Source organism: Fuscovulum sp. (assembly GCA_035192965.1).
Lineage (GTDB): Bacteria > Pseudomonadota > Alphaproteobacteria > Rhodobacterales > Rhodobacteraceae > Paragemmobacter.
Genome location: CP136571.1, coordinates 320,190 through 339,348 on the forward strand (window position 1 = coordinate 320,190; position 19,159 = coordinate 339,348).

Consider the following 19,159-nt stretch of genomic DNA (forward strand, 5'->3'; position numbering starts at 1 on the left):
GCCCGATCATCCCCTTTTCGCGGTGATGCCGCCAAGATAGGGTCGGCCCCGTATAGGGGGACCGATGACCGAAGACACCGTCACGCCGATGATGGCGCAGTATCTGGAGATCAAGGCGCAGAATGCCGGTGCGCTGTTGTTCTATCGGATGGGCGACTTTTACGAGATGTTCTTCGATGATGCGGTCGCGGCGGCAGAGGCGCTGGATATCGCCCTGACGAAGCGGGGGTTTCATCTGGGCGAACCCATCGCGATGTGCGGGGTGCCGGTTCATGCGGCCGAGGGATATCTGCTGACGCTGATCCGCAAGGGATTTCGCGTGGCGATTGCCGAGCAGTTGGAAGACCCAGCCGAGGCGAAGAAGCGCGGTTCGAAATCGGTGGTGCGGCGCGATGTCGTGCGGCTGGTGACGCCCGGCACGCTGACCGAAGACGCGCTGCTAGAGGCGCGGCGGCACAATTTCCTGTGCGCCTTTGCCGAAGTGCGGGATGAGGCGGCTTTGGCTTGGGCCGATATCTCGACCGGGGAGTTCCGCGTGATGCCCTGCCCCCCTGCCCGGCTTGGACCCGAACTGGCCCGGCTGGCCCCGCGTGAAGTGCTGATGAGCGAGGCGCGCGATGGCGATTTGGCCGGATTAGTGACGGAATCCGGTGCCGCGCTGACACGGCTTGCGCGGGGATCGTTCGATTCCGTTTCGGCCGAGAAGCGGCTGTGCGCGCTGTTCGATGTTGGCACGCTGGAGGGGTTTGGTCGGTTTGACCGGGCTGAACTGTCCGCCATGGGTGCGCTGGTCGATTATCTGGATCTGACCCAGCGGGGTAAGTTGCCCCTGCTGCGGCCCCCGGTGAAGGAAGCGCCGGGCGGGGCGATGCAGATTGATGCGGCGACACGGCGCAATCTGGAACTGACGCAAGCGCTGAGCGGCGGGCGGGACGGATCGTTGCTGGCGGCCGTTGACCGGACGGTAACCGCGCCGGGAGCGCGGCTGCTGGAGCGGCGGGTATCGTCCCCGTCGCGCGACCTTTCGGTGATCCATGCGCGGCTGGAATCGGTGCGTTTTCTGCTGGAACAGAGCCTTTTGCGGGCAGAATTGCGCGATGCGTTGCGGCGCGTGCCGGATATGGACCGCGCGCTGTCGCGGCTGGCACTGGATCGGGGCGGCCCGCGCGACATGGCGGCGATCCGGGCAGGGCTGACGCAGGCCGTTTCCGTTGCGGCGCGGCTGGAAGGGGCGCCGGTGCTGCTGGCGGATGCCGCACGGGCGCTGGTGGGGCATGAGGCGCTGATAGACCTGCTGGATCAGGCGTTGGTGGCGGAACCGCCACTTCTGGCGCGGGATGGCGGGTTCATCGCCCCGGGATTTGATGCAGAACTGGATCAGGCGCGGCGGCTGCGGGATGAGGGGCGCGGCGTGATTGCCGGGATGCAGGCGGATTTCATCGCTGATACCGGCATTCAAAGCCTGAAGATCAAGCATAACAACGTGCTGGGCTATTTCATCGAGACCACCTCTACCCATGCCGAACGGATGCTATCGCCGCCACTGTCAGAGCGGTTCATCCACCGGCAAACGACGGCGGGGCAGGTGCGGTTTACCACGGTGGAGCTGTCCGAACTGGAAACGCGCATCCTGAATGCCGGGAACCACGCGCTGGAGATTGAGAAGCGGCACTACGAGTCGCTGCGTCAGGCGGTGTTGGCGCAGGCAGGCCCAGTAGGCGCGGCGGCGCGGGCTTTGGCAGAAGTGGACCTGACGGCCGCCTGGGCCGATCTGGCGGCGGAGGAAAACTGGGCCGAGCCAGTGGTGGATGATAGCCGCGCCTTCGTGGTGGAGGGCGGGCGGCATCCGGTGGTGGAGCGCGCGCTGCGGCGGCAGGGGGCGGGGCCGTTTGTTGCGAATGACTGCGCGCTGACCGAAGGAGAGACACCGGCAATCTGGCTGCTGACCGGGCCGAACATGGCGGGTAAATCCACCTTTCTGCGGCAGAACGCCTTGATCGCGCTGTTGGCGCAGGCGGGAAGCTACGTTCCCGCGTCGCGCGCGCATATCGGGGTGGTCAGTCAGTTGTTCAGCCGGGTTGGCGCGGCGGATGATCTGGCGCGGGGGCGGTCCACCTTCATGGTGGAAATGGTGGAAACGGCGGCGATCCTGAATCAGGCGGATGACCGGGCACTGGTGATCTTGGATGAAATCGGGCGCGGCACGGCCACCTATGATGGGCTGTCCATCGCCTGGGCCACGATGGAACATCTGCATGGCGCAAATCGCTGCCGCGCGCTGTTTGCCACGCATTACCATGAAATGACGGCACTGGCGGGCAAGCTGCCCGGGGTAGAAAACGCCACGGTGCGGGTGAAGGAATGGGAAGGCGACGTGATCTTCCTGCATGAGGTGCAGAAGGGCGCGGCGGACCGATCCTATGGCGTGCAAGTGGCGCGGCTGGCAGGTTTGCCTGCGGCTGTGGTGGACCGCGCCAAGGTGGTGCTGGAGGCGCTGGAATCCGGCGAAAGACAGGGCGGCGCGCGACCCAAGGCCTTGATCGACGATCTGCCGCTGTTCAGCGTGGCGCAATCCGCCCCCCCTGCCCCACGCGTTGTGGCAAAGGAATCAGCCGTCGAGGCGCGCTTGAAGCAAGCGCATCCGGATGAGATGACGCCGATGGACGCTTTGCGTCTGGTCTACGAGCTTAGAGAGCTTTTAAAACCCTAAGCCCTATCTTCTCTGGAAAAATATCCCACGGGGGTCCGGGGGTGTGAAACCCCCGGTCCCGCACGCACCATCAAGCGCCGGTGTTGGAGGATACGCCCACCTGCGCGGGGCGCAGCAGGCGATCGTGCAACATGAAGCCTTCGGTCATCACCTGGATGATCTGGCCGGCCTTTGTGCCGGGAAGCGGGGCTTCGAACATCGCTTCGTGGTTCTGCGGATCGAACATGTCGCCCACTTTCGGGGTGATCGGCTTCATCCCGTGGCGGGTCATTACGTTGGTCAATTCGCGCAGGGTCAGCTGCACGCCATCAAACAGCGCGGCGGCGGCGGCTTTTTGTTCATCGGTCGCCGCGGCAAGCGCGCGGTTGAGGTTGTCAAACACGGGCAGCAGATCGCGGGCAAGGCGGGTGCTGCCATATTGTTCAGCCTCACGCCGGTCGCGCTCACCGCGCTTGCGGGTGTTTTCGGCATCGGCGAGGGCGCGCATGAACCGATCGCGGAAATCATCCCGCTCGGCCCGCAGGGCCTCTACCTCTGACTCGGCGGTCAGATCGTCGAGCCCTTCTTCAATGGCGAATTCTTCGGATACCGTCTTTTCGTCAGCCATCATTCAAAGCCTTTTCACTTGCCCCGTTCGGACATCAACCGCCCGACGAGTTGCGCCGTGTAATCCACGATCGGCACGATCCGCCCGTAATTGAGCCGGGTCGGTCCGATCACGCCCACGGCGCCGATAATCTTTCGGTCCGCGTTCATATAGGGAGAAACGACGAGACTTGAACCGGAAAGTGAAAAGAGCTTGTTCTCGGACCCGATAAAAATGCGGACACCTTCACCGGTTTCTGCAAGTTCGAGAAAATCGGCGATGTCACGCTTGCGTTCGAGGTCATCGAACAGGGTGCGGACACGGTCGATATCGGTGGATTCTTGTTCCAGCAGGTTGGAGCGACCGCGCACGATGAGCCGCTCCGAGGTTTCGCCGGGGTTTTCCCAGACGGCGAGACCGGATTCCACCAGATCGCGGGCAAGCGAATCGATTTCCTGCCGCCGCTTGGAGATTTCCGAGGTCATGGTGCGGCGGAGTTCCGTCAGCGTCTTGCCCTCGGCGAGCGCGTTCAGGAAATTTGCTGCCTCACGCATGGAAGACGGGGTCTGCCCCGGCGGCGGGGTGAAGATGCGGTTTTCGACCTGACCATTGGCAAAGACCAGCACCACAAGGGCGCGGTCCTGCGAGAGAGAGACGAATTCGATATGGCGGATCGGTGCCTCGACCTTGGGCGCGAGCACGAGGCTGGCACCGCGGGTGATGCCGGACAAGGCCGCGCCGATGTGATCAAGGAGCGAGGTTACATCCTGATCGTTCTGGCCAAGGGTGGCGTCGATCCGTTCACGGTCTTCTTCCGCCACAGTCCCCACTTCCAGCAGGCTGTCGACGAACATACGCAGGCCCATTTGCGTGGGGATTCGACCTGCCGAGATATGCGGGCTGTCGAGAAGGCCAAGAAATTCGAGGTCTTGCATGACGTTGCGGATGGTGGCGGCAGACAGCTTTTCCGACATGGACCGTGTCAGCGTGCGCGACCCGACGGGATCGCCGGATTCGAGATACCCTTCGACGACGCGGCGAAACACCTCGCGCGAGCGGTCATTCATTTCGGAAAGGATCTTTGAACCGTCTGTCATCGTTCTGAAACCCCTGTGTCATGGCCATTATCGGGGCCACGGCCGAGGCGTCAATCGGGGTTGCATCTGGGGGACTGGGTTGCATATCTGGCCCATACCCAAAAAGGATGATCCGATGCGCCCCTCTGGCAGACAATTGAACGAAATGCGGCAGGTTACAATCGAAACCGGCGTGATGAAGCATGCCGAAGGGTCGTGCCTGATCAAGATGGGCGAAACCCATGTGCTGTGTTCGGCCACGATCGAGGACAAGGCGCCGCCGTTTCTGAAGAATACGGGGCTGGGCTGGGTGACGGCGGAATATGGGATGCTGCCGCGCGCAACCAACAGCCGGACACGGCGTGAAGCTGCGGCGGGCAAGCAATCGGGGCGGACGCAAGAGATTCAGCGCCTGATCGGGCGGGCGTTGCGGGCGGGCGTGGACCGGTCGGCGCTGGGGGAACGGCAGATTGTGATTGATTGCGATGTGATCCAGGCGGATGGCGGGACGCGCTGCGCCTCGATCACCGGGGGTTGGGTCGCGTTGAAGATGGCGGTGAACAAGCTGCTGAAGGCGGGCGTCATCGTCAGCGATCCGATGATCGACCATGTCGCCGCCGTATCCTGCGGGATTTATGCCGGCCAAGCCGTGCTGGATCTGGATTACGCCGAGGATTCGACGGCTGGGACGGATGGCAATTTCATCCTGACCGGGCGCGGGCGGCTGATCGAGGTGCAGATGAGCGCGGAAGGCGCGACGTTCAGCCGGGCCGAGATGGGGGAATTGCTGGACCTGTCCGAGGCAGGCTGTGCGCAGCTGGTGGCGGCGCAGAAGGCGGCGCTGGGGCTGTGACCATGCGGAAGTTCACCGGGGATCGGCTGGTTGTCGCCACGCATAACAAGGGCAAGCTGGAAGAGATTTCAGCCTTGTTAGAGCCGTTTGCGGTGGCGGTGACCAGCGCCGGGGAATTGGGTCTGGCAGAGCCGGAAGAAACGGAAAGCACCTTCATCGGCAATGCGCGGATCAAGGCGCATTTTGCGGCGCAGGCGAGCGGATTGCCTGCGCTTGCCGATGACAGCGGAATCAGCATCGACGGTCTGGGTGGTGCGCCGGGGGTATACACGGCGGATTGGGCGGAAACGCCGAAGGGCCGGGATTTCGGGATGGCGATGACGCGGGCCTGGACGGAGTTGGAGGCGGCACAGGCCCCCTACCCCCGGACGGCGCAGTTCCGCTGCACGCTGGTCATGGCCTGGCCGGATGGGCATGACGAGGTGTTCGAGGGCGTGATGCCCGGGCAAGTGGTGTGGCCGATGCGGGGGGATCAGGGGCATGGCTATGACCCGATCTTTCAGCCCGACGGGTTTGACGTGACCTTTGGCGAAATGGATCGCTGGAAGAAGAACGAGATCAGCCATCGCGCCGATGCGTTCCGCAAGCTGGTAGAGGGGTGTTTCACATGAAGCGTATATCGACCGGATCGCCGTTCGAAGCGACGATGGGCTATAGCCGGGCCATCGTGAAGGGCGGGTGGTGCTTTGTTTCGGGCGTGACGGGGTATGATTATGCCACGATGACCATGCCCGAAGACGTGGCCGATCAGGCGCGGAACTGTTTTCGCACCATCCGCGGCGTTCTGGAACAGGGCGGGTTCACGATGGAGGATATCGTGCGCGTGCAATACACGGTGACGGATGTGGCGCTGGTGGATGCGCTGATCCCGGCGCTGGGTGAAGCGATGGGCGAGATTCGCCCGGCGGCGACGATGGTGATTGCGGGATTGATCCGGCCGGAGATGAAGGTTGAGATCGAGGTGACGGCCTTCAGGGGGTAGTGGATGGATGACTGGCGGGCCGGGGGCTTTGGGCTTTATATTCATTGGCCCTTTTGCCAGTCGAAATGCCCCTACTGCGATTTCAACAGCCATGTTGCGGCCAGCATCGACCAGCGACGTTGGCGCGATGCCTATCTGCGCGAGATTGCGCGGGTGGGCGCAGAAACGCCGGGGCGGGTGTTGCAGACAGTGTTTTTTGGCGGCGGCACACCGTCATTGATGGAGCCGGAGATCGTGGCCGATGTGCTGGCCGCTGTGCGGGCGACCTGGCCCATGGTGAATGACCCTGAGATCACGCTGGAGGCCAATCCCGGATCGGTGGAAGCCGGGCGGTTTCGCGGGTTCCGGGATGCCGGGGTGAACCGGATTTCCATGGGTGTGCAGGCGCTTAACGATGCTGATCTGCGGCGGTTGGGGCGGTTGCATTCTGTGACGGAAGCGAAGCAAGCATATGATATTGCTAGGAATTGTTTTGATCGGGTGAGTTTTGACCTGATCTATGCGCGGCAGGATCAGACGCTGGATCACTGGCGCGCGGAATTGACCGAGGCACTGTCGATGGCGGTAGACCATCTGTCGATGTACCAGCTGACGATTGAGGACGGCACCGCCTTTGGCGACCGGTTTGCGCGAGGCGGGCTGAAGGGCCTGCCGGATGAGGATGCTCAGGCCGATATGTATGCGGTGACACAGGAGGTTTGCGCCGCGCATGGAATGCCAGCCTATGAGGTTTCCAACCATGCACGACCAGGGGCGGAGAGCCGGCACAATCTGGTGTATTGGCGGATGGGGGATTATCTTGGCATCGGCCCCGGCGCGCATGGGCGTGTAACGCTGGACGGGCAGCGCTGGGCGACGGTTGCGCCGAAGGCTCCGGGCGCCTGGTTGGCGATGGTGGAAGCCGGACAGGCCGGAGAAACCCCGCGGGAGCCGGTTCTGAGCGAAGAGCAGGCGACGGAATATCTGCTGATGAGCCTGCGGCTGAGCGAAGGGACGGACATCGCGCGCTATGAAGCGCTTGCGGGGGCGGCGCTGGATGCAGCAAAGCTGACCGATCTGGGTGCGATGGGGTTGATTGAGGTCGGGGACGGCCGGTTGCGCGCCACGCCGGCAGGGCGGGCGGTGCTGAACGGGGTGCTAAGGGAACTGCTGGTATAGGGGGCGCTGTACGCGCCCGCCTTAGTTTGGCACGTCGCGGGGGATGAGCGACAGCACGCGGCAGAGCAGATCAAGATCGTCGAGCGTGCGGTAGCGGATCGTCAGCGCCCCACCATCCCCCGCCGTCCCGTGATCAATCGTCACCCGCATGTTGAGATTGGCGGACAGGTCATTCTCCAACGCGCGGGTATCGGCGTCCTTGTCGGATTTACCGCGCGGGCCGCTTGCCTTGCCCGTGCCCTTTTTCGCCGGATTGCGGGCGAGATCTTCGGTTTCGCGAACCGAGAGGTTGCGCGTGATAACCTGGCGCGCGAGTTCCGACGCATTGGGGGCCGTGATCAGGGCGCGGGCATGGCCTGCCGAGATTTTCCCTTCACGAACAAAGACTTGCACATCTTCGGGCAGATTGAGAAGGCGCAGGAGGTTGGCGATGTGACTGCGGCTTTTCGACAGCGCCTCGGCCAGTTTTTCCTGTGTATGACCGAAGCGTTCCATCAACTGACGGAAGGCGAGCGCTTCTTCGATTGCGTTCAGATCGGCGCGCTGGATGTTTTCGATGATGGCGACTTCGATCACTTCGGAGTCGGTGAAATCGCGGATGATTGCGGGCAGTTCGTGCAGTTGCGCCAGTTGCGCAGCACGCCAGCGCCGTTCGCCGGCGACGATTTCAAAGCGGCCGTCCGGCATGGCGCGCACGATCAGCGGCTGAATAACGCCTTTGGCGCGGATGGACGCAGCGAGTTCCTGCAACGCTTCGGGCTGAAAATCCCGGCGGGGCTGGTTTGGGTTGGGGACCAGCTTTTCGACCGGGATCAGCAGATCGGCGCGGCGGGGGCGATCCGGGGTTTGGGGATCGGATTCGACGCTGACATCGGCCATCAGGGCAGAAAGTCCACGGCCAAGGCTGCGGCGTTCGGGTTTCTTTTCCATCAGGCGTGCTCCTCGGTGCGGTCGAGCGGGTGGCGTGCGGTGAGTTCGGCGGCGAGGGCGCGGTAGGCCTCGCTCCCCTTCGACGCCGAGTCATAGGCGAGGACCGGAAGAGCGAAACTTGGCGCTTCGGACACGCGGACATTGCGGGGGATGATGGTCTTGAACACCAGATCGCCGAGGTTTTCGCGCGCGTCGGTTTCGACCTGCTGGCTCAACCTATTGCGGCCATCATACATGGTAAGCACTACACCTTCGATCCGGAGGTTGGGATTTGCGGTCTGACGCACCTCTCGCACCGTCAGCATCAGTTGCGACAGGCCTTCGAGGGCGAAGAATTCAGATTGCAGCGGCACCAGCACAGAGTGGCAGGCAATCATGGCGTTGACGGTGAGCAGGCTGAGCGAAGGGGGGCAGTCGATCAGGATGAAATCGAGCGCGTATTGATCAATCGCTGGCTGGCGCAGGGCATCGTGCAGCAGGAAACTGCGCTTTTCATTGGCGACGAGTTCAATATCGGCCGAGGACAGATCGGCATTGGCGGGGCAGATCAGCAGGCCGGGGATGTTGGTCTTTTGGATCACCGAATCGAGCGGGGCGTCATCAAGAAGGAGGTCATAGGTTGTGACCTTGCGCTGTACAGCATCAACCCCGAGGCCCGTTGAGGCGTTTCCCTGCGGATCGAGATCCACCAGCAGAACGCGTGCACCGATTTCTGCCAGCGCAGCGGCAAGGTTGATAGCTGTCGTCGTCTTGCCGACGCCGCCCTTTTGATTGGCGATGGCGATGATGCGTGGCTGTTTCGGGCGGCTGGGGTCAGACATGGGTGATGGCTTTCACGGCAAGTATGGCACCCTGAGGATCGGTGGCGCTGGAATGGGGCGTGATGTCGAAGTGCCAGTCTTTGCGGGCTTCTGCAACCTCGTCTCGCCAGGTTGCGCCTTTTGGAAACAGGGCGATGCCCCCTGCCCCGAGATGACTTTGCGCAAAACCAAGTAGCACAGGGAAAGACGCCAAGGCGCGGGCAGACAGGACATCTGCGTTCTGTGGGGGTGTCGTTTCGATTCGATTCGCAAGAATCGTTGGGTTGACGCCAAGATCACGGCTTGCCTGACGCAGGAAAGTGGCCTTTCGCTGATCCGCCTCTATCATCGTGATCGACAGGTGGGGACGCAGATCTGCGGCGAGGCAGGCGATAACGAGACCGGGAAAGCCGCCACCGCTGCCCATATCGACCCATTGCCGGGCCGTTGCCGGAGCAAGGTTGAAAAGCTGCGCGGAATCAAGGATGTGGCGATCCCAAGTCTTTTCGACAGTGGATTTTGAGACGAGGTTGATCGCTGGATTCCACTTGGCCAGCAGCGTTTCAAGCCGTTCCAACCGATCCAGCGTTTCACGTGAAACACCGTCGGGCAGCGCATTGACCGTCATGCGCTGGCCTTGTTGCGCTGCGCCTTGCGCAGATGGGCGAGGATAAGCGTCAGTGCGGCTGGCGTCATTCCCTCGATCCGGCCAGCATGGGCGAGTGTGGGCGGGCGTTGGCGCGCGAGTTTGACGCCAAGTTCGTGAGAGAGCCCAGGCATTGCCGCGTAATCCAGATCGTCCGGGAGAACTGTTTCCTCCTCGCGCTGAAGAAGACGTGCGTCCTGTTCCTGACGGTGGAGGTATTGCGCATAAAGCGCGTCGATGGCGGTTTGTTCGCGGATCGGCGCGGGCATCGCGGCAAAGTCGGGAAAAAGCAGCTCTACAGCGGGACGCGCTTCTTCACCAAAGGCAAGAAGATCATAGCCGCTGCGCCGCGCGCCATCCTGGCTTACGGTGATTGCCGATCCCGCAAGGTCCTTGGACGACAGGCGCCGCGAATCGAGGATTGTGCGTGCTTGGGCGAGCAGCGCGGTCTTTTGTTCAAAGGCGCGCGCCCGGGGATCGCGCACGCAGCCCAGGGCAATGCCCATTGGCGTGAGGCGTTGATCGGCGTTGTCGGCGCGCAAAGCGAGGCGGAATTCCGCGCGGGACGTGAACATCCGATAGGGTTCGGTCACGCCCCGACTAAGGAGATCGTCGATCATCACACCGATGTAACTGTCGGTCCGGGACAATGTGATCGGATCGCGACCCAATGCCCGTGCTGCCGCGTTCAAACCGGCAACAAGGCCCTGTGCGGCGGCCTCTTCATAGCCGGTTGTCCCATTGATCTGGCCCGCGAAGTACAAGCCGGGGCAATCGCGCAGTTCTAGCGTATGTCGCAAACAGCGCGGATCGAAATAGTCGTATTCGATCGCGTAACCGGGCTGGAGAATTGTAACATTTTCAAGCCCCTGAATAGACCGGACATAGTCTTGCTGCACCTGAGTCGGGAGCGAGGTTGAGATACCATTGGGATAGACGGTGTCGTCATCAAGCCCTTCAGGTTCAAGGAAAACCTGATGCGAGGTCTTGTCGGAAAAGCGCACGACCTTGTCTTCAATCGACGGGCAGTAGCGAGGACCCACGCCTTCGATATGGCCGCCATACATTGCAGAGCGATCAAGATTGGCGCGGACGATGTCATGCGTTTGTTCGTTCGTATGCGTGATGCCGCAGCTGATCTGGCGGGCTTCGGGTGCCGTGCTGAGGAAGGAAAACAGAACCGGGTCTTCATCGCCGGGCTGCATTTCCAGCCTGTCCCAGTCGATCGTCTTGCCCGACAGTCGCGGTGGTGTGCCGGTTTTCAGGCGCCCGCGCGGCAGGTCCATCTCAGCCAGCCGCATGGCAAGGGGAACCGCAGGGCGATCCCCCATCCGGCCACCGGGTTGCTGTTGATTGCCGATATGGATCAAGCCGTTCAGGAATGTGCCCGCTGTCAGGATGACCGCCGCCGCATCAATCCGGCTGCCATCCTGAAGAATGACGCCCGTCACTTGCCCGGCGCTGCGGATCAGATCGATCACTTCCCCTTCGACAACTTGAAGCAGCGGTTCTGCGGACAGTAGGCGCTGCATGGCTTGCCGATAAAGCTTGCGGTCGGCTTGTGCGCGGGGGCCCTGCACTGCGGGGCCTTTCCGGCGGTTCAGCAGCCGGAACTGGATGCCCGCGCTATCTGCCGCGCGCGCCATGACGCCATCCAATGCATCAATCTCACGCACCAGATGGCCTTTGCCCAAGCCACCAATCGCCGGGTTGCAGGACATGACCCCGATCGCATCCGCGCGCAGCGTGACCAGGGCGGTCCGTGCCCCCATGCGCGCCGCCGCAGCGGCCGCTTCTGATCCGGCATGGCCGCCGCCGATGACGATGACATCAAACTGTTTCACGTGAAACGTCCTTACTTTCCGATACAGAAGCTGGAGAAAATCTCATCCAGCAGATTTTCCACATCCACCCTGCCGACCAGAGCTTCGAGGGCGCGGATGGCGATGCGCAGGTCCGCAGCCGCAAGCTCTGCCCGCGCTGCGCCCTTCTCTATCTCAACCCGCGCCGATTCCATAGCCCCGATCGCCCGTTCAATGGCCAGTCGATGCCGCTCACGCGTAACAAGCCCGGCACCGGCGCTGCGCGCCAGAAGCCGTTCACCGATAGCCGCAATCAGTTCCGGCACGCCCTGCCCCGTCTTGCCGGAAACGCCCTTGCCCGTGACATCTGCCTTGCCAGGCAGCGTAATGTCGTCGGGCATCGGCATAATCCCCGGAGCATCCTCACCGCTTTCCAGAAAAACCCGCAGGTCCGCGGACTTTGCCCGCTCCAGCGCGCGTTCGATGCCGATCTGTTCAACAGGGTCCGCCGTTTTGCGCAGTCCGGCCGTGTCCAGCAAGGTAACGGCCAGCCCGCCGATATCCATGCGCACTTCGATAACATCGCGCGTGGTTCCAGCGAATTCTGACGTGATCGCCGCATCGCGACCAGCCAAGGCATTCAAAAGCGTCGATTTCCCCGCATTTGGCGCACCCACGATCGCAACTTCGAACCCGTCACGAATCCGCTCTGCTGCATGCGACCCGGCAACTTCGCGCCGGAGATCCACCAGCACATCATGTGTCAGGTCCATCACCTCTGGTGTTACATCCACCGGCACATCTTCATCGGCGAAATCGATTGTCGCTTCGATCAGCGCGGCCGCACGGATCAGCTTTCTGCGCCATTCCTCTGCCCGCCGGCCAATGGCTCCGGACAGAACCCGCAGCGCCTGCCGCCGCTGCGTCTCTGTCTCGGCATCGATCAGGTCTGCCAGACCCTCGACCTGGGCCAGATCCAGCCGCCCGTTTTCCAGCGCCCGCCGGGTAAACTCACCCGGTTCGGCCAAGCGCAACCCGGGCATGCCGGACAAGACGCGCATCACCGATTGCACCACAGCAAGCGACCCGTGCAGGTGCAGCTCTACCGATGGCTCACCCGTAAAACTTTCCCCCTGCGGAAAGACGAGAACAAGGGCCTGATCCAGCTCTACCCCGTTCCAGACAAGCCGCCGCAAAGAGGCGCGCCGCGCCGAGGGAAGGTCACCGCACAGCATCACCGCCGCGTCATGCGCCGCCGGGCCGGACAGGCGCAACACCGCCACCCCGGCCTTGCCGCGCGCGCTGGCCAAGGCATAGATCGTATCCATTAGGATATAACCCTTTGATTCAGAACACTTATGTGTTCATGGAATCGAAGAACTCCGAATTCGACTTTGTCTGTTTCAGCTTTGTCAGCAGGAATTCGATCGCGTCCGTCGTGCCCATCGGGTTCAGGATGCGGCGCAGGACATAGGTCTTTTGCAGATCGACCTTGTCGACCAAAAGATCCTCTTTCCGCGTGCCGGATTTCAGAATGTCGATGGCCGGGAACACGCGCTTGTCGGCGACCTTGCGGTCCAGCACGATTTCCGAGTTTCCGGTGCCCTTGAATTCTTCGAAAATCACTTCGTCCATCCGACTGCCGGTATCGATCAGCGCAGTGGCGATGATGGTCAACGATCCGCCTTCTTCGATGTTCCGGGCCGCGCCAAAGAACCGCTTGGGTCTTTGCAGGGCGTTGGCATCCACGCCACCGGTCAAAACTTTGCCCGAGGACGGAACGACGGTGTTGAATGCCCGGCCAAGGCGGGTGATAGAGTCGAGCAGGATCACGACGTCGCGCTTGTGTTCCACAAGCCGCTTGGCCTTTTCGATCACCATTTCGGCCACGGCCACATGGCGCGTTGCCGGTTCGTCAAAGGTTGACGACACGACTTCGCCCTTCACCGATCTTTGCATATCGGTCACTTCTTCGGGGCGTTCGTCGATCAGCAGGACGATCAGGTAGATCTCTGGGTGGTTCGTCGCGATGCTGTGGGCGATGTTCTGCAACAGAACCGTCTTACCCGTCCGCGGCGGGGCGACGATCAACGCACGCTGGCCTTTGCCGATGGGGCAGACCAGATCGATGATCCGGGCCGAACGGTCCTTGATCGTGGGATCTTCGATCTCCATCTTCAGCCGCTCATCGGGATACAGCGGCGTCAGGTTGTCGAAATGCACCTTATGACGGGCGCGTTCGGGATCATCGAAGTTGATCTTGGTGGCCTTCACCAGGCTGAAATACCGCTCATTTTCACGCGGGGCCTGAATCACGCCTTCGATGGAATCCCCTGTCCGCAGCGAAAACTGGCGGATCATTTCGGGGCTGACATAGATATCATCCGGACCGGGCAGATAGTTGGCCGAGGGGCTGCGCAAGAAGCCGAAGCCGTCTTGCAGCACTTCCAGAACGCCATCGCCGCCGATCTCGAACCCTTCTTCGGCATGTTCCTTCAGGATCTGGAACATCATCTCGCCCTTCCGCATGGAAGGGGCGTTTTCGATCTCCCACTCTTCGGCCATGGCCAGAAGATCGGCAGGTGTCTTGGCCTTGAGGTCGGAAAGGTTCAGGCGTTCGGTCGTCATGTGCGGATATGTCCTGAAGCGCCGTGCAGCTGCACGGGTTCGCCAGTATGGAAACGGGAAATGCGGTGGGCCGGACGGCCCTGCACCGTCGCACTTAAGCGGCGATGGCCTGAAAGTCAATCTTGCAGCAAGAACAGGGCCTGCCTGGCGGTCAGAACTTCACGATCACCGAAAAGACGATCACCAGCATCAGCAACGTCGGAACCTCGTTCATGATGCGGTACTGCCGCCCGGTCACGGTGTTTGCACCTGCCATGAAATCCTTTCGGCGCAGTCCAAGCCACATGTGAAACCATGTCATTCCCAGAACGGAAACCGCCTTCAGCCAAGGCCAGATTTCCGACCACGCTACGATGCCCGGTGTGAATACCAGCGCCAGGCCGAAGATCCAGGTGGCGATCATCGCCGGGTTCATGATCGCTTTCAAAAGCCGCCGTTCCATCGTCTGGAACAGCGTATCCGTCGGATTGCCTGATCCCACAACCTCGACATGATAGACGAACAGACGTGGCAGGTAGAACAGCCCGGCCATCCAGGCGATCACGGAAACCACATGCAACGATTTGATCCAAGGATACCAGTTCGCCAGAAAATCGCCCATCGTTTCACCCGTGTTTCGGTCTTTACCTCTTCTTCTTATCAATAAGGAATCTAAGAGAGAATGATGATGCAGGCCCTGTGGACAACGGAATTCACGTTGTCATCCCTGCTTTCTTCCACAGGGCGCAGGCTGTGGATGGATCAGGGAAAACGCTTCGCTCAGAACAGCGGACTGAAATAAATTGAATATAAACAATAAATTATGAAAAATCTCCTTGCTGACTTGTCCACAGGCGGTTGGTCGGCATTGCACCACTTTCCCGCCCATCCCCAGCCTTTGGAAATTCAAACCCACAGGTGGACAAATCGCCCCATCTGCCCGAACTATCCCCCGGCGTGATGTGGCCGGGCGTTCGTGTCGAAACTGGCCACAATCGCGCAGCCGGAACAAAAAGAGACTGTCCACAGCTTCACCCCCAAGGACCGATCATCATGCCCCGCCTGATCCTGGCCTCTGCCTCGCCCATCCGCCGCCAGCTTTTGGCACAGGCCGGGGTGCAGGCAGAGGCGTTACCCGCACGGATCGACGAAGATCAGGTCCGCGCCGCGCTGGAGGCGGAGGGGGCGAAGCCGCGCGATGTGGCGGATGCGCTGGCCGAGATGAAAGCGCGCAAGCTGGCCGAACGTCACCTTGATGCAGTGGTGATCGGCTGCGATCAGGTGTTGGAGTTCGAAGGCCAGGTTTGGGGCAAGGCGGAAACGTCTGATGCAGCGCGGGCACAGTTGATGGCGCTGCGTGGCAAAAGTCACAGGCTGATCTCTGCGGTCGTGTTATATGAGCAGGCAAAGCCCGTCTGGCGGCATGTGGGGGAGGTCAGGCTGACGATGCGTGTGTTTTCGGACGAGTATCTTGAAGGGTATCTGGAGCGAAACTGGGACGAGGTCCGCCATTCGGTGGGCTGCTATCAGTTGGAAGCGGAAGGTGTGCGCCTTTTCTCTGATGTGCAGGGCGATTATTTCACCGTTCTCGGCCTGCCGCTTCTTCCGCTTTTGAACCATCTTGGACAGCGGGGTTTCATTCCGGCATGACCGACCATCCCCGCATCCCGCTTGCCGCTGTCATCGGATCGCCCATAGCGCATAGCCGGTCACCTGCCCTGCATGGCTATTGGCTGAAACGCTATGGAATCAAGGGGTTCTATATCCCGATGGATGTGGCGCAGGCCGATCTTGCCACAGTGCTGCGCACGCTGCCCAAAATGGGGTTTGTCGGCGCGAATGTGACGATCCCGCATAAGGAGGCGATCCTTCAGATTGCGGATGTGATCTCGGATCGTGCCGCTTTGATTGGGGCGGCGAATACGCTGATCTTTCGCAAGGACGGGAAGATTCAGGCCGACAATACGGACGGTGCGGGGTTCATCGCCAATCTCCGCCAGAACGCGCCACACTGGGTGCCGTCCAGCGGCCCGGCGGCCGTGTTTGGTGCGGGCGGCGCCGCGCGCGCAGTGATCGCGGCGCTGATCGAAGTGGGCGTGCCGGAAATTCGCCTTGCCAACCGGACCCGTGCCCGTGCGGATGCGCTGCGGTCGGATTTCGGGGCCAAGGTGCATGTGCAGGAATGGGTGCAGGCCGATGCCATGATCGACGGCGCGGCCACGGTTGTGAACACCACATCGCTGGGCATGACGGGCAAACCCGATCTGGTTCTGCCCCTGGGGTCGCTGTCGCCGCAGGCTTTGGTGACCGATCTGGTCTATACCCCGCTGAAGACCCAGTTTCTGATCGAAGCTGAGGAGCGCGGCGCCACGGTGGTGGATGGTTTGGGCATGTTGCTGCATCAGGCCGCGCCCGGATTTGAACGCTGGTTCGGCCAGCGCCCCGAGGTGGATGAGGCGACGCGCGCCGCGGTGATGGCGGCATGAGGCCGTTTCGTCTTGGCCTGACCGGGTCTATCGGCATGGGCAAATCGACCACCGCAGCGATGTTCTTGGAAGAAGGCATTCCCGTCTGGGATGCAGATGCCGCGGTACATCGGCTCTATGCGCCCGGCGGGGCGGCGGTCGCGCCTTTGGCGGCACTTTGCCCGGCGGCACTGCGCGACGGCGGGATAAACCGTGCTGCGCTGAAGGACTGGATCGCCAGGGACGCATCTGCGCTGGCACGGATCGAGGCGGTGGTGCATCCGCTGGTGGCGGCGGACAGAGCGGCGTTTCTGGACGGGGCCAGTTCTGATATTGTGGTGCTGGATATTCCCCTGCTGTTTGAGAAGGGATCCGAGGCCGAGATGGACGCAACCCTGCTGGTCACCGCCCCGCCTGAGGTGCAGCGCGCGCGGGTGATGGCCCGCCCCGGCATGACCGAGGCGCAGTTCGCCACAATTCTCGCCCGCCAGATGCCCGATGCTGACAAACGCGCGCGGGCGACGCATATCATTGAAACCCTAAGCGTCGATGCGGCCCGCGCCGCTGTGCGCGCGCTGATTGCCTACATACGGAAAACCCACCATGCGTGAGATCGTTCTGGACACCGAAACCACCGGTTTTGAACCGACCGAGGGCCACCGCATCGTGGAGATCGGGGCGGTGGAGTTGTTCAATCATCTGCCCACGGGCCGCACCTATCACCAATACATCAATCCCGAACGCGGTATGCCGAAAGAGGCGTTTGAGGTGCATGGTCTGGGCGATGATTTCCTGCGCGACAAACCGGTGTTCAAGGCGGTGGGTCAGGCGTTTCTTGATTTCATCGGCGATGCGAAACTGGTCATTCACAACGCCGCCTTTGACATGAAGTTTCTGAATGCCGAACTGGAATGGGCGGGCCTGCCCGGCCTGCCCAATGACCGGGCGGTGGATACGCTGATGATCGCGCGCAAGCGGTTTCCGGGATCGCCTGCCTCGCTCGATGCGCTGTGCCGCCGGTTCGGGGTGGATAATTCGGCGCGGGAAAAGCATGGGGCGCTGCTGGACAGCGAAATTCTGGCCGAGGTCTATCTGGAACTGGTGGGCGGGCGGCAGCCGGATTTTGGGCTGTCGGCTGCATCCAACAATCAGCCATCCGGCCAGCAACGGACCGGCGCGGATGAGGTGTGGCGCCCCCGCCCTCGCCCTGCCCCATTGCCGCCCCGGATCAGTGAAGACGAGGCCGCCCGACATGCGGCTTTTGTCGCCAAGCTGGGCGATGGGGCGATATGGAAGAAGCGCGCCTGAGGGGCGCGCTTTTCCGGAAAATTCAGGATCAGATCAGTTGATCGGGGTGGCCGATGCCTGTGCGGCCTGCGCCGCCTGAGCGCGGCGGGCAAGTTCTTGCCGGTAGAGTGTCACGAAATCGACCGTGTCGATGTTCAGCGGCGGGAAGCCACCATCGCGCGTCACGTCGGAAATGATGCGGCGCACAAAGGGGAACACCAGACGCGGGCATTCGATCAGCAGGAAGGGGTGAAGCTGCTCTTCCGGCACACCTTCGACATGGAAGATCGCGCCATATTCGACTTCAAGCAGGAACAGCGTTTCGCCGTTCGTCTTGTTCTTTGACGTGCAGCGATATTTCGAGATCACGTCATACTGGTGGTCGGCCGGGCGCTTGCGGGCGTCCAGGCTGACGGCGACCTGGATATCGGGCTGCACATCGGCGCCCGAGATGCCCTTTTTGGCCACCATGTTTTCAAACGACATGTCGCGGATGAACTGCGCCAGAACCTGCATCCGGACTTGCGGCTGTGCGGCGTCAGTCGCGGCTTCGGGTTTCGGGGCGGTGGTTTCGTCGGCCATTCCTGTCACTCCTCGTCAATCCTTGGGGGCGTCCTGGGGTTGGCCCCGGGGTTGACGGCGTTCCTAGCAGGAAGGTGGCGCTGCCTCAATGCCTCGTCCAGCCGGACGGTTGGGTGGGCGGGCGGTTGGGATCGGGTTCGATTTCGACAAACTCGCCGTCGATCACGATGCCGTCACTGCGGCGGGCGGGTTGGTCAGACCGCATTGACGCAACGCCGAAACGCCGCGCCATCTGCGCGATCAGCAGGTGGCGAAACGGGGGGATCAGCAGCAGCGCGCCGAGGAAATCGGTCAGGAAGCCGGGCAAAATCAACAGGATCGCCGCGAGGGCAAGCAGTGCCCCGTCCCCCGCTGCGCCCAGCGGATCGCGCATCTGATCCATCTGCCGGCGCAGACGTTCGGCGCTGCGCAGGCCCTGCCGTTGCAACAGCGTGATGCCAAGGAAACCAGTGCCGATGACCACCAGAAGCGTCAGCCAAAGCCCGATCGCCCCGCCGATGGTGACGAAAAGTGCGATTTCGATCAGCGGCCAGGCCAGAAGAAGGGCGAAAACGGGCATCGGAGCGGTCCTTGAAGGCAAATCAGGGGGCGTGCCGTAGACAGGGGCGGCCATGAACCCTACATAAGGGCGCAGCATGGCAGATACCAACCCCTGCCGCCAAGACATGTTGAAAC

At 62.0% G+C, this 19,159-nt stretch carries 20 protein-coding genes; 9 read left to right on the forward strand and 11 right to left on the reverse strand.

Annotated elements, in window-relative coordinates:
• Window positions 1-64: 64 nt before the first annotated feature.
• Window positions 65-2,710, forward strand: coding sequence for a DNA mismatch repair protein MutS (gene mutS / locus RSE12_01585; protein WRH63050.1), 2,646 nt, complete (start codon window positions 65-67; stop codon window positions 2,708-2,710).
• Between the two features lie 70 nt (window positions 2,711-2,780).
• Here mutS and RSE12_01590 read toward each other — a convergent pair whose 3' ends face one another.
• The gene (locus tag RSE12_01590) at window positions 2,781-3,320 is read right to left on the reverse strand and encodes a nucleotide exchange factor GrpE (protein WRH63051.1); all 540 of its coding nucleotides are present in this window, start codon (window positions 3,318-3,320) and stop codon (window positions 2,781-2,783) included.
• A gap of 11 nt (window positions 3,321-3,331) precedes the next feature.
• Complete coding sequence (gene hrcA, locus RSE12_01595; GenBank protein ID WRH63052.1) at window positions 3,332-4,393, reverse strand: heat-inducible transcriptional repressor HrcA; 1,062 nt, start codon at window positions 4,391-4,393, stop codon at window positions 3,332-3,334.
• Between the two features lie 115 nt (window positions 4,394-4,508).
• Here hrcA and rph point away from each other — a divergent pair, with 115 nt between their 5' ends.
• From rph to hemW, 4 genes are read left to right on the forward strand one after another with little or no spacing between them, the layout of a single operon-like run.
• Entirely contained in the window at window positions 4,509-5,225 is a 717-nt protein-coding gene (gene rph, locus RSE12_01600; GenBank protein ID WRH63053.1) for a ribonuclease PH, read from the forward strand.
• Window positions 5,226-5,227: 2 nt separating this feature from the next.
• Window positions 5,228-5,836 carry an RdgB/HAM1 family non-canonical purine NTP pyrophosphatase gene (gene rdgB, locus RSE12_01605; GenBank protein ID WRH63054.1) on the forward strand — a complete coding sequence of 203 codons (609 nt, stop codon included), beginning with the start codon at window positions 5,228-5,230 and terminating at the stop codon, window positions 5,834-5,836.
• Window positions 5,833-6,207: a RidA family protein gene (locus RSE12_01610; GenBank protein ID WRH63055.1), complete on the forward strand. Its 375-nt coding sequence runs from the start codon at window positions 5,833-5,835 to the stop codon at window positions 6,205-6,207. The genes rdgB and RSE12_01610 overlap by 4 nt, the downstream gene beginning before the upstream one ends.
• 3 nt (window positions 6,208-6,210) lie before the next feature.
• Window positions 6,211-7,365: a radical SAM family heme chaperone HemW gene (hemW, locus tag RSE12_01615; GenBank protein WRH63056.1), complete on the forward strand. Its 1,155-nt coding sequence runs from the start codon at window positions 6,211-6,213 to the stop codon at window positions 7,363-7,365.
• Between the two features lie 21 nt (window positions 7,366-7,386).
• On the opposite strand, the gene RSE12_01620 is transcribed toward hemW, so the two are convergent.
• From RSE12_01620 to RSE12_01650, 7 genes are all read right to left on the reverse strand, one after another.
• Window positions 7,387-8,295, reverse strand: a complete 909-nt coding sequence (locus tag RSE12_01620; protein ID WRH63057.1) for a ParB/RepB/Spo0J family partition protein — start codon at window positions 8,293-8,295, stop codon at window positions 7,387-7,389.
• Window positions 8,295-9,116, reverse strand: coding sequence for a ParA family protein (locus RSE12_01625; protein ID WRH63058.1), 822 nt, complete (start codon window positions 9,114-9,116; stop codon window positions 8,295-8,297). The genes RSE12_01620 and RSE12_01625 overlap by 1 nt, the downstream gene beginning before the upstream one ends.
• Window positions 9,109-9,672 (reverse strand): 16S rRNA (guanine(527)-N(7))-methyltransferase RsmG, encoded by a 564-nt coding sequence (gene rsmG / locus RSE12_01630; protein ID WRH63059.1) that lies wholly within the window; start codon window positions 9,670-9,672, stop codon window positions 9,109-9,111. Before rsmG ends, RSE12_01625 begins: the two co-directional genes overlap by 8 nt.
• A 47-nt stretch (window positions 9,673-9,719) precedes the next feature.
• Entirely contained in the window at window positions 9,720-11,585 is a 1,866-nt protein-coding gene (gene mnmG, locus RSE12_01635) for a tRNA uridine-5-carboxymethylaminomethyl(34) synthesis enzyme MnmG (protein WRH63060.1), read from the reverse strand.
• A gap of 11 nt (window positions 11,586-11,596) precedes the next feature.
• The gene (mnmE, locus tag RSE12_01640; protein WRH63061.1) at window positions 11,597-12,871 is read right to left on the reverse strand and encodes a tRNA uridine-5-carboxymethylaminomethyl(34) synthesis GTPase MnmE; all 1,275 of its coding nucleotides are present in this window, start codon (window positions 12,869-12,871) and stop codon (window positions 11,597-11,599) included.
• 28 nt (window positions 12,872-12,899) lie between these two features.
• Entirely contained in the window at window positions 12,900-14,171 is a 1,272-nt protein-coding gene (gene rho / locus RSE12_01645; GenBank protein WRH63062.1) for a transcription termination factor Rho, read from the reverse strand.
• A gap of 151 nt (window positions 14,172-14,322) precedes the next feature.
• Window positions 14,323-14,772 (reverse strand): CopD family protein, encoded by a 450-nt coding sequence (locus tag RSE12_01650; protein ID WRH63063.1) that lies wholly within the window; start codon window positions 14,770-14,772, stop codon window positions 14,323-14,325.
• Between the two features lie 431 nt (window positions 14,773-15,203).
• On the opposite strand from RSE12_01650, the gene RSE12_01655 reads away from it, so the two are divergent.
• Genes RSE12_01655 through dnaQ form a run of 4 tightly spaced genes read left to right on the forward strand, consistent with a single transcriptional unit; the run spans window position 15,204 to window position 17,923 of the window.
• Window positions 15,204-15,800: a Maf family nucleotide pyrophosphatase gene (locus RSE12_01655; protein ID WRH63064.1), complete on the forward strand. Its 597-nt coding sequence runs from the start codon at window positions 15,204-15,206 to the stop codon at window positions 15,798-15,800.
• Window positions 15,797-16,636 carry a shikimate dehydrogenase gene (locus RSE12_01660; GenBank protein WRH63065.1) on the forward strand — a complete coding sequence of 280 codons (840 nt, stop codon included), beginning with the start codon at window positions 15,797-15,799 and terminating at the stop codon, window positions 16,634-16,636. Before RSE12_01655 ends, RSE12_01660 begins: the two co-directional genes overlap by 4 nt.
• Window positions 16,633-17,226: a dephospho-CoA kinase gene (coaE, locus tag RSE12_01665; protein WRH63066.1), complete on the forward strand. Its 594-nt coding sequence runs from the start codon at window positions 16,633-16,635 to the stop codon at window positions 17,224-17,226. The genes RSE12_01660 and coaE overlap by 4 nt, the downstream gene beginning before the upstream one ends.
• Entirely contained in the window at window positions 17,219-17,923 is a 705-nt protein-coding gene (dnaQ, locus tag RSE12_01670; GenBank protein ID WRH63067.1) for a DNA polymerase III subunit epsilon, read from the forward strand. Before coaE ends, dnaQ begins: the two co-directional genes overlap by 8 nt.
• A 33-nt stretch (window positions 17,924-17,956) precedes the next feature.
• On the opposite strand, the gene secB is transcribed toward dnaQ, so the two are convergent.
• Together secB and RSE12_01680 are read right to left on the reverse strand one after the other, a co-directional pair.
• Window positions 17,957-18,484, reverse strand: a complete 528-nt coding sequence (gene secB, locus RSE12_01675; GenBank protein WRH63068.1) for a protein-export chaperone SecB — start codon at window positions 18,482-18,484, stop codon at window positions 17,957-17,959.
• An 85-nt stretch (window positions 18,485-18,569) separates the two neighbouring features.
• The gene (locus RSE12_01680; GenBank protein WRH63069.1) at window positions 18,570-19,043 is read right to left on the reverse strand and encodes an FxsA family protein; all 474 of its coding nucleotides are present in this window, start codon (window positions 19,041-19,043) and stop codon (window positions 18,570-18,572) included.
• Window positions 19,044-19,159: the final 116 nt, after the last annotated feature.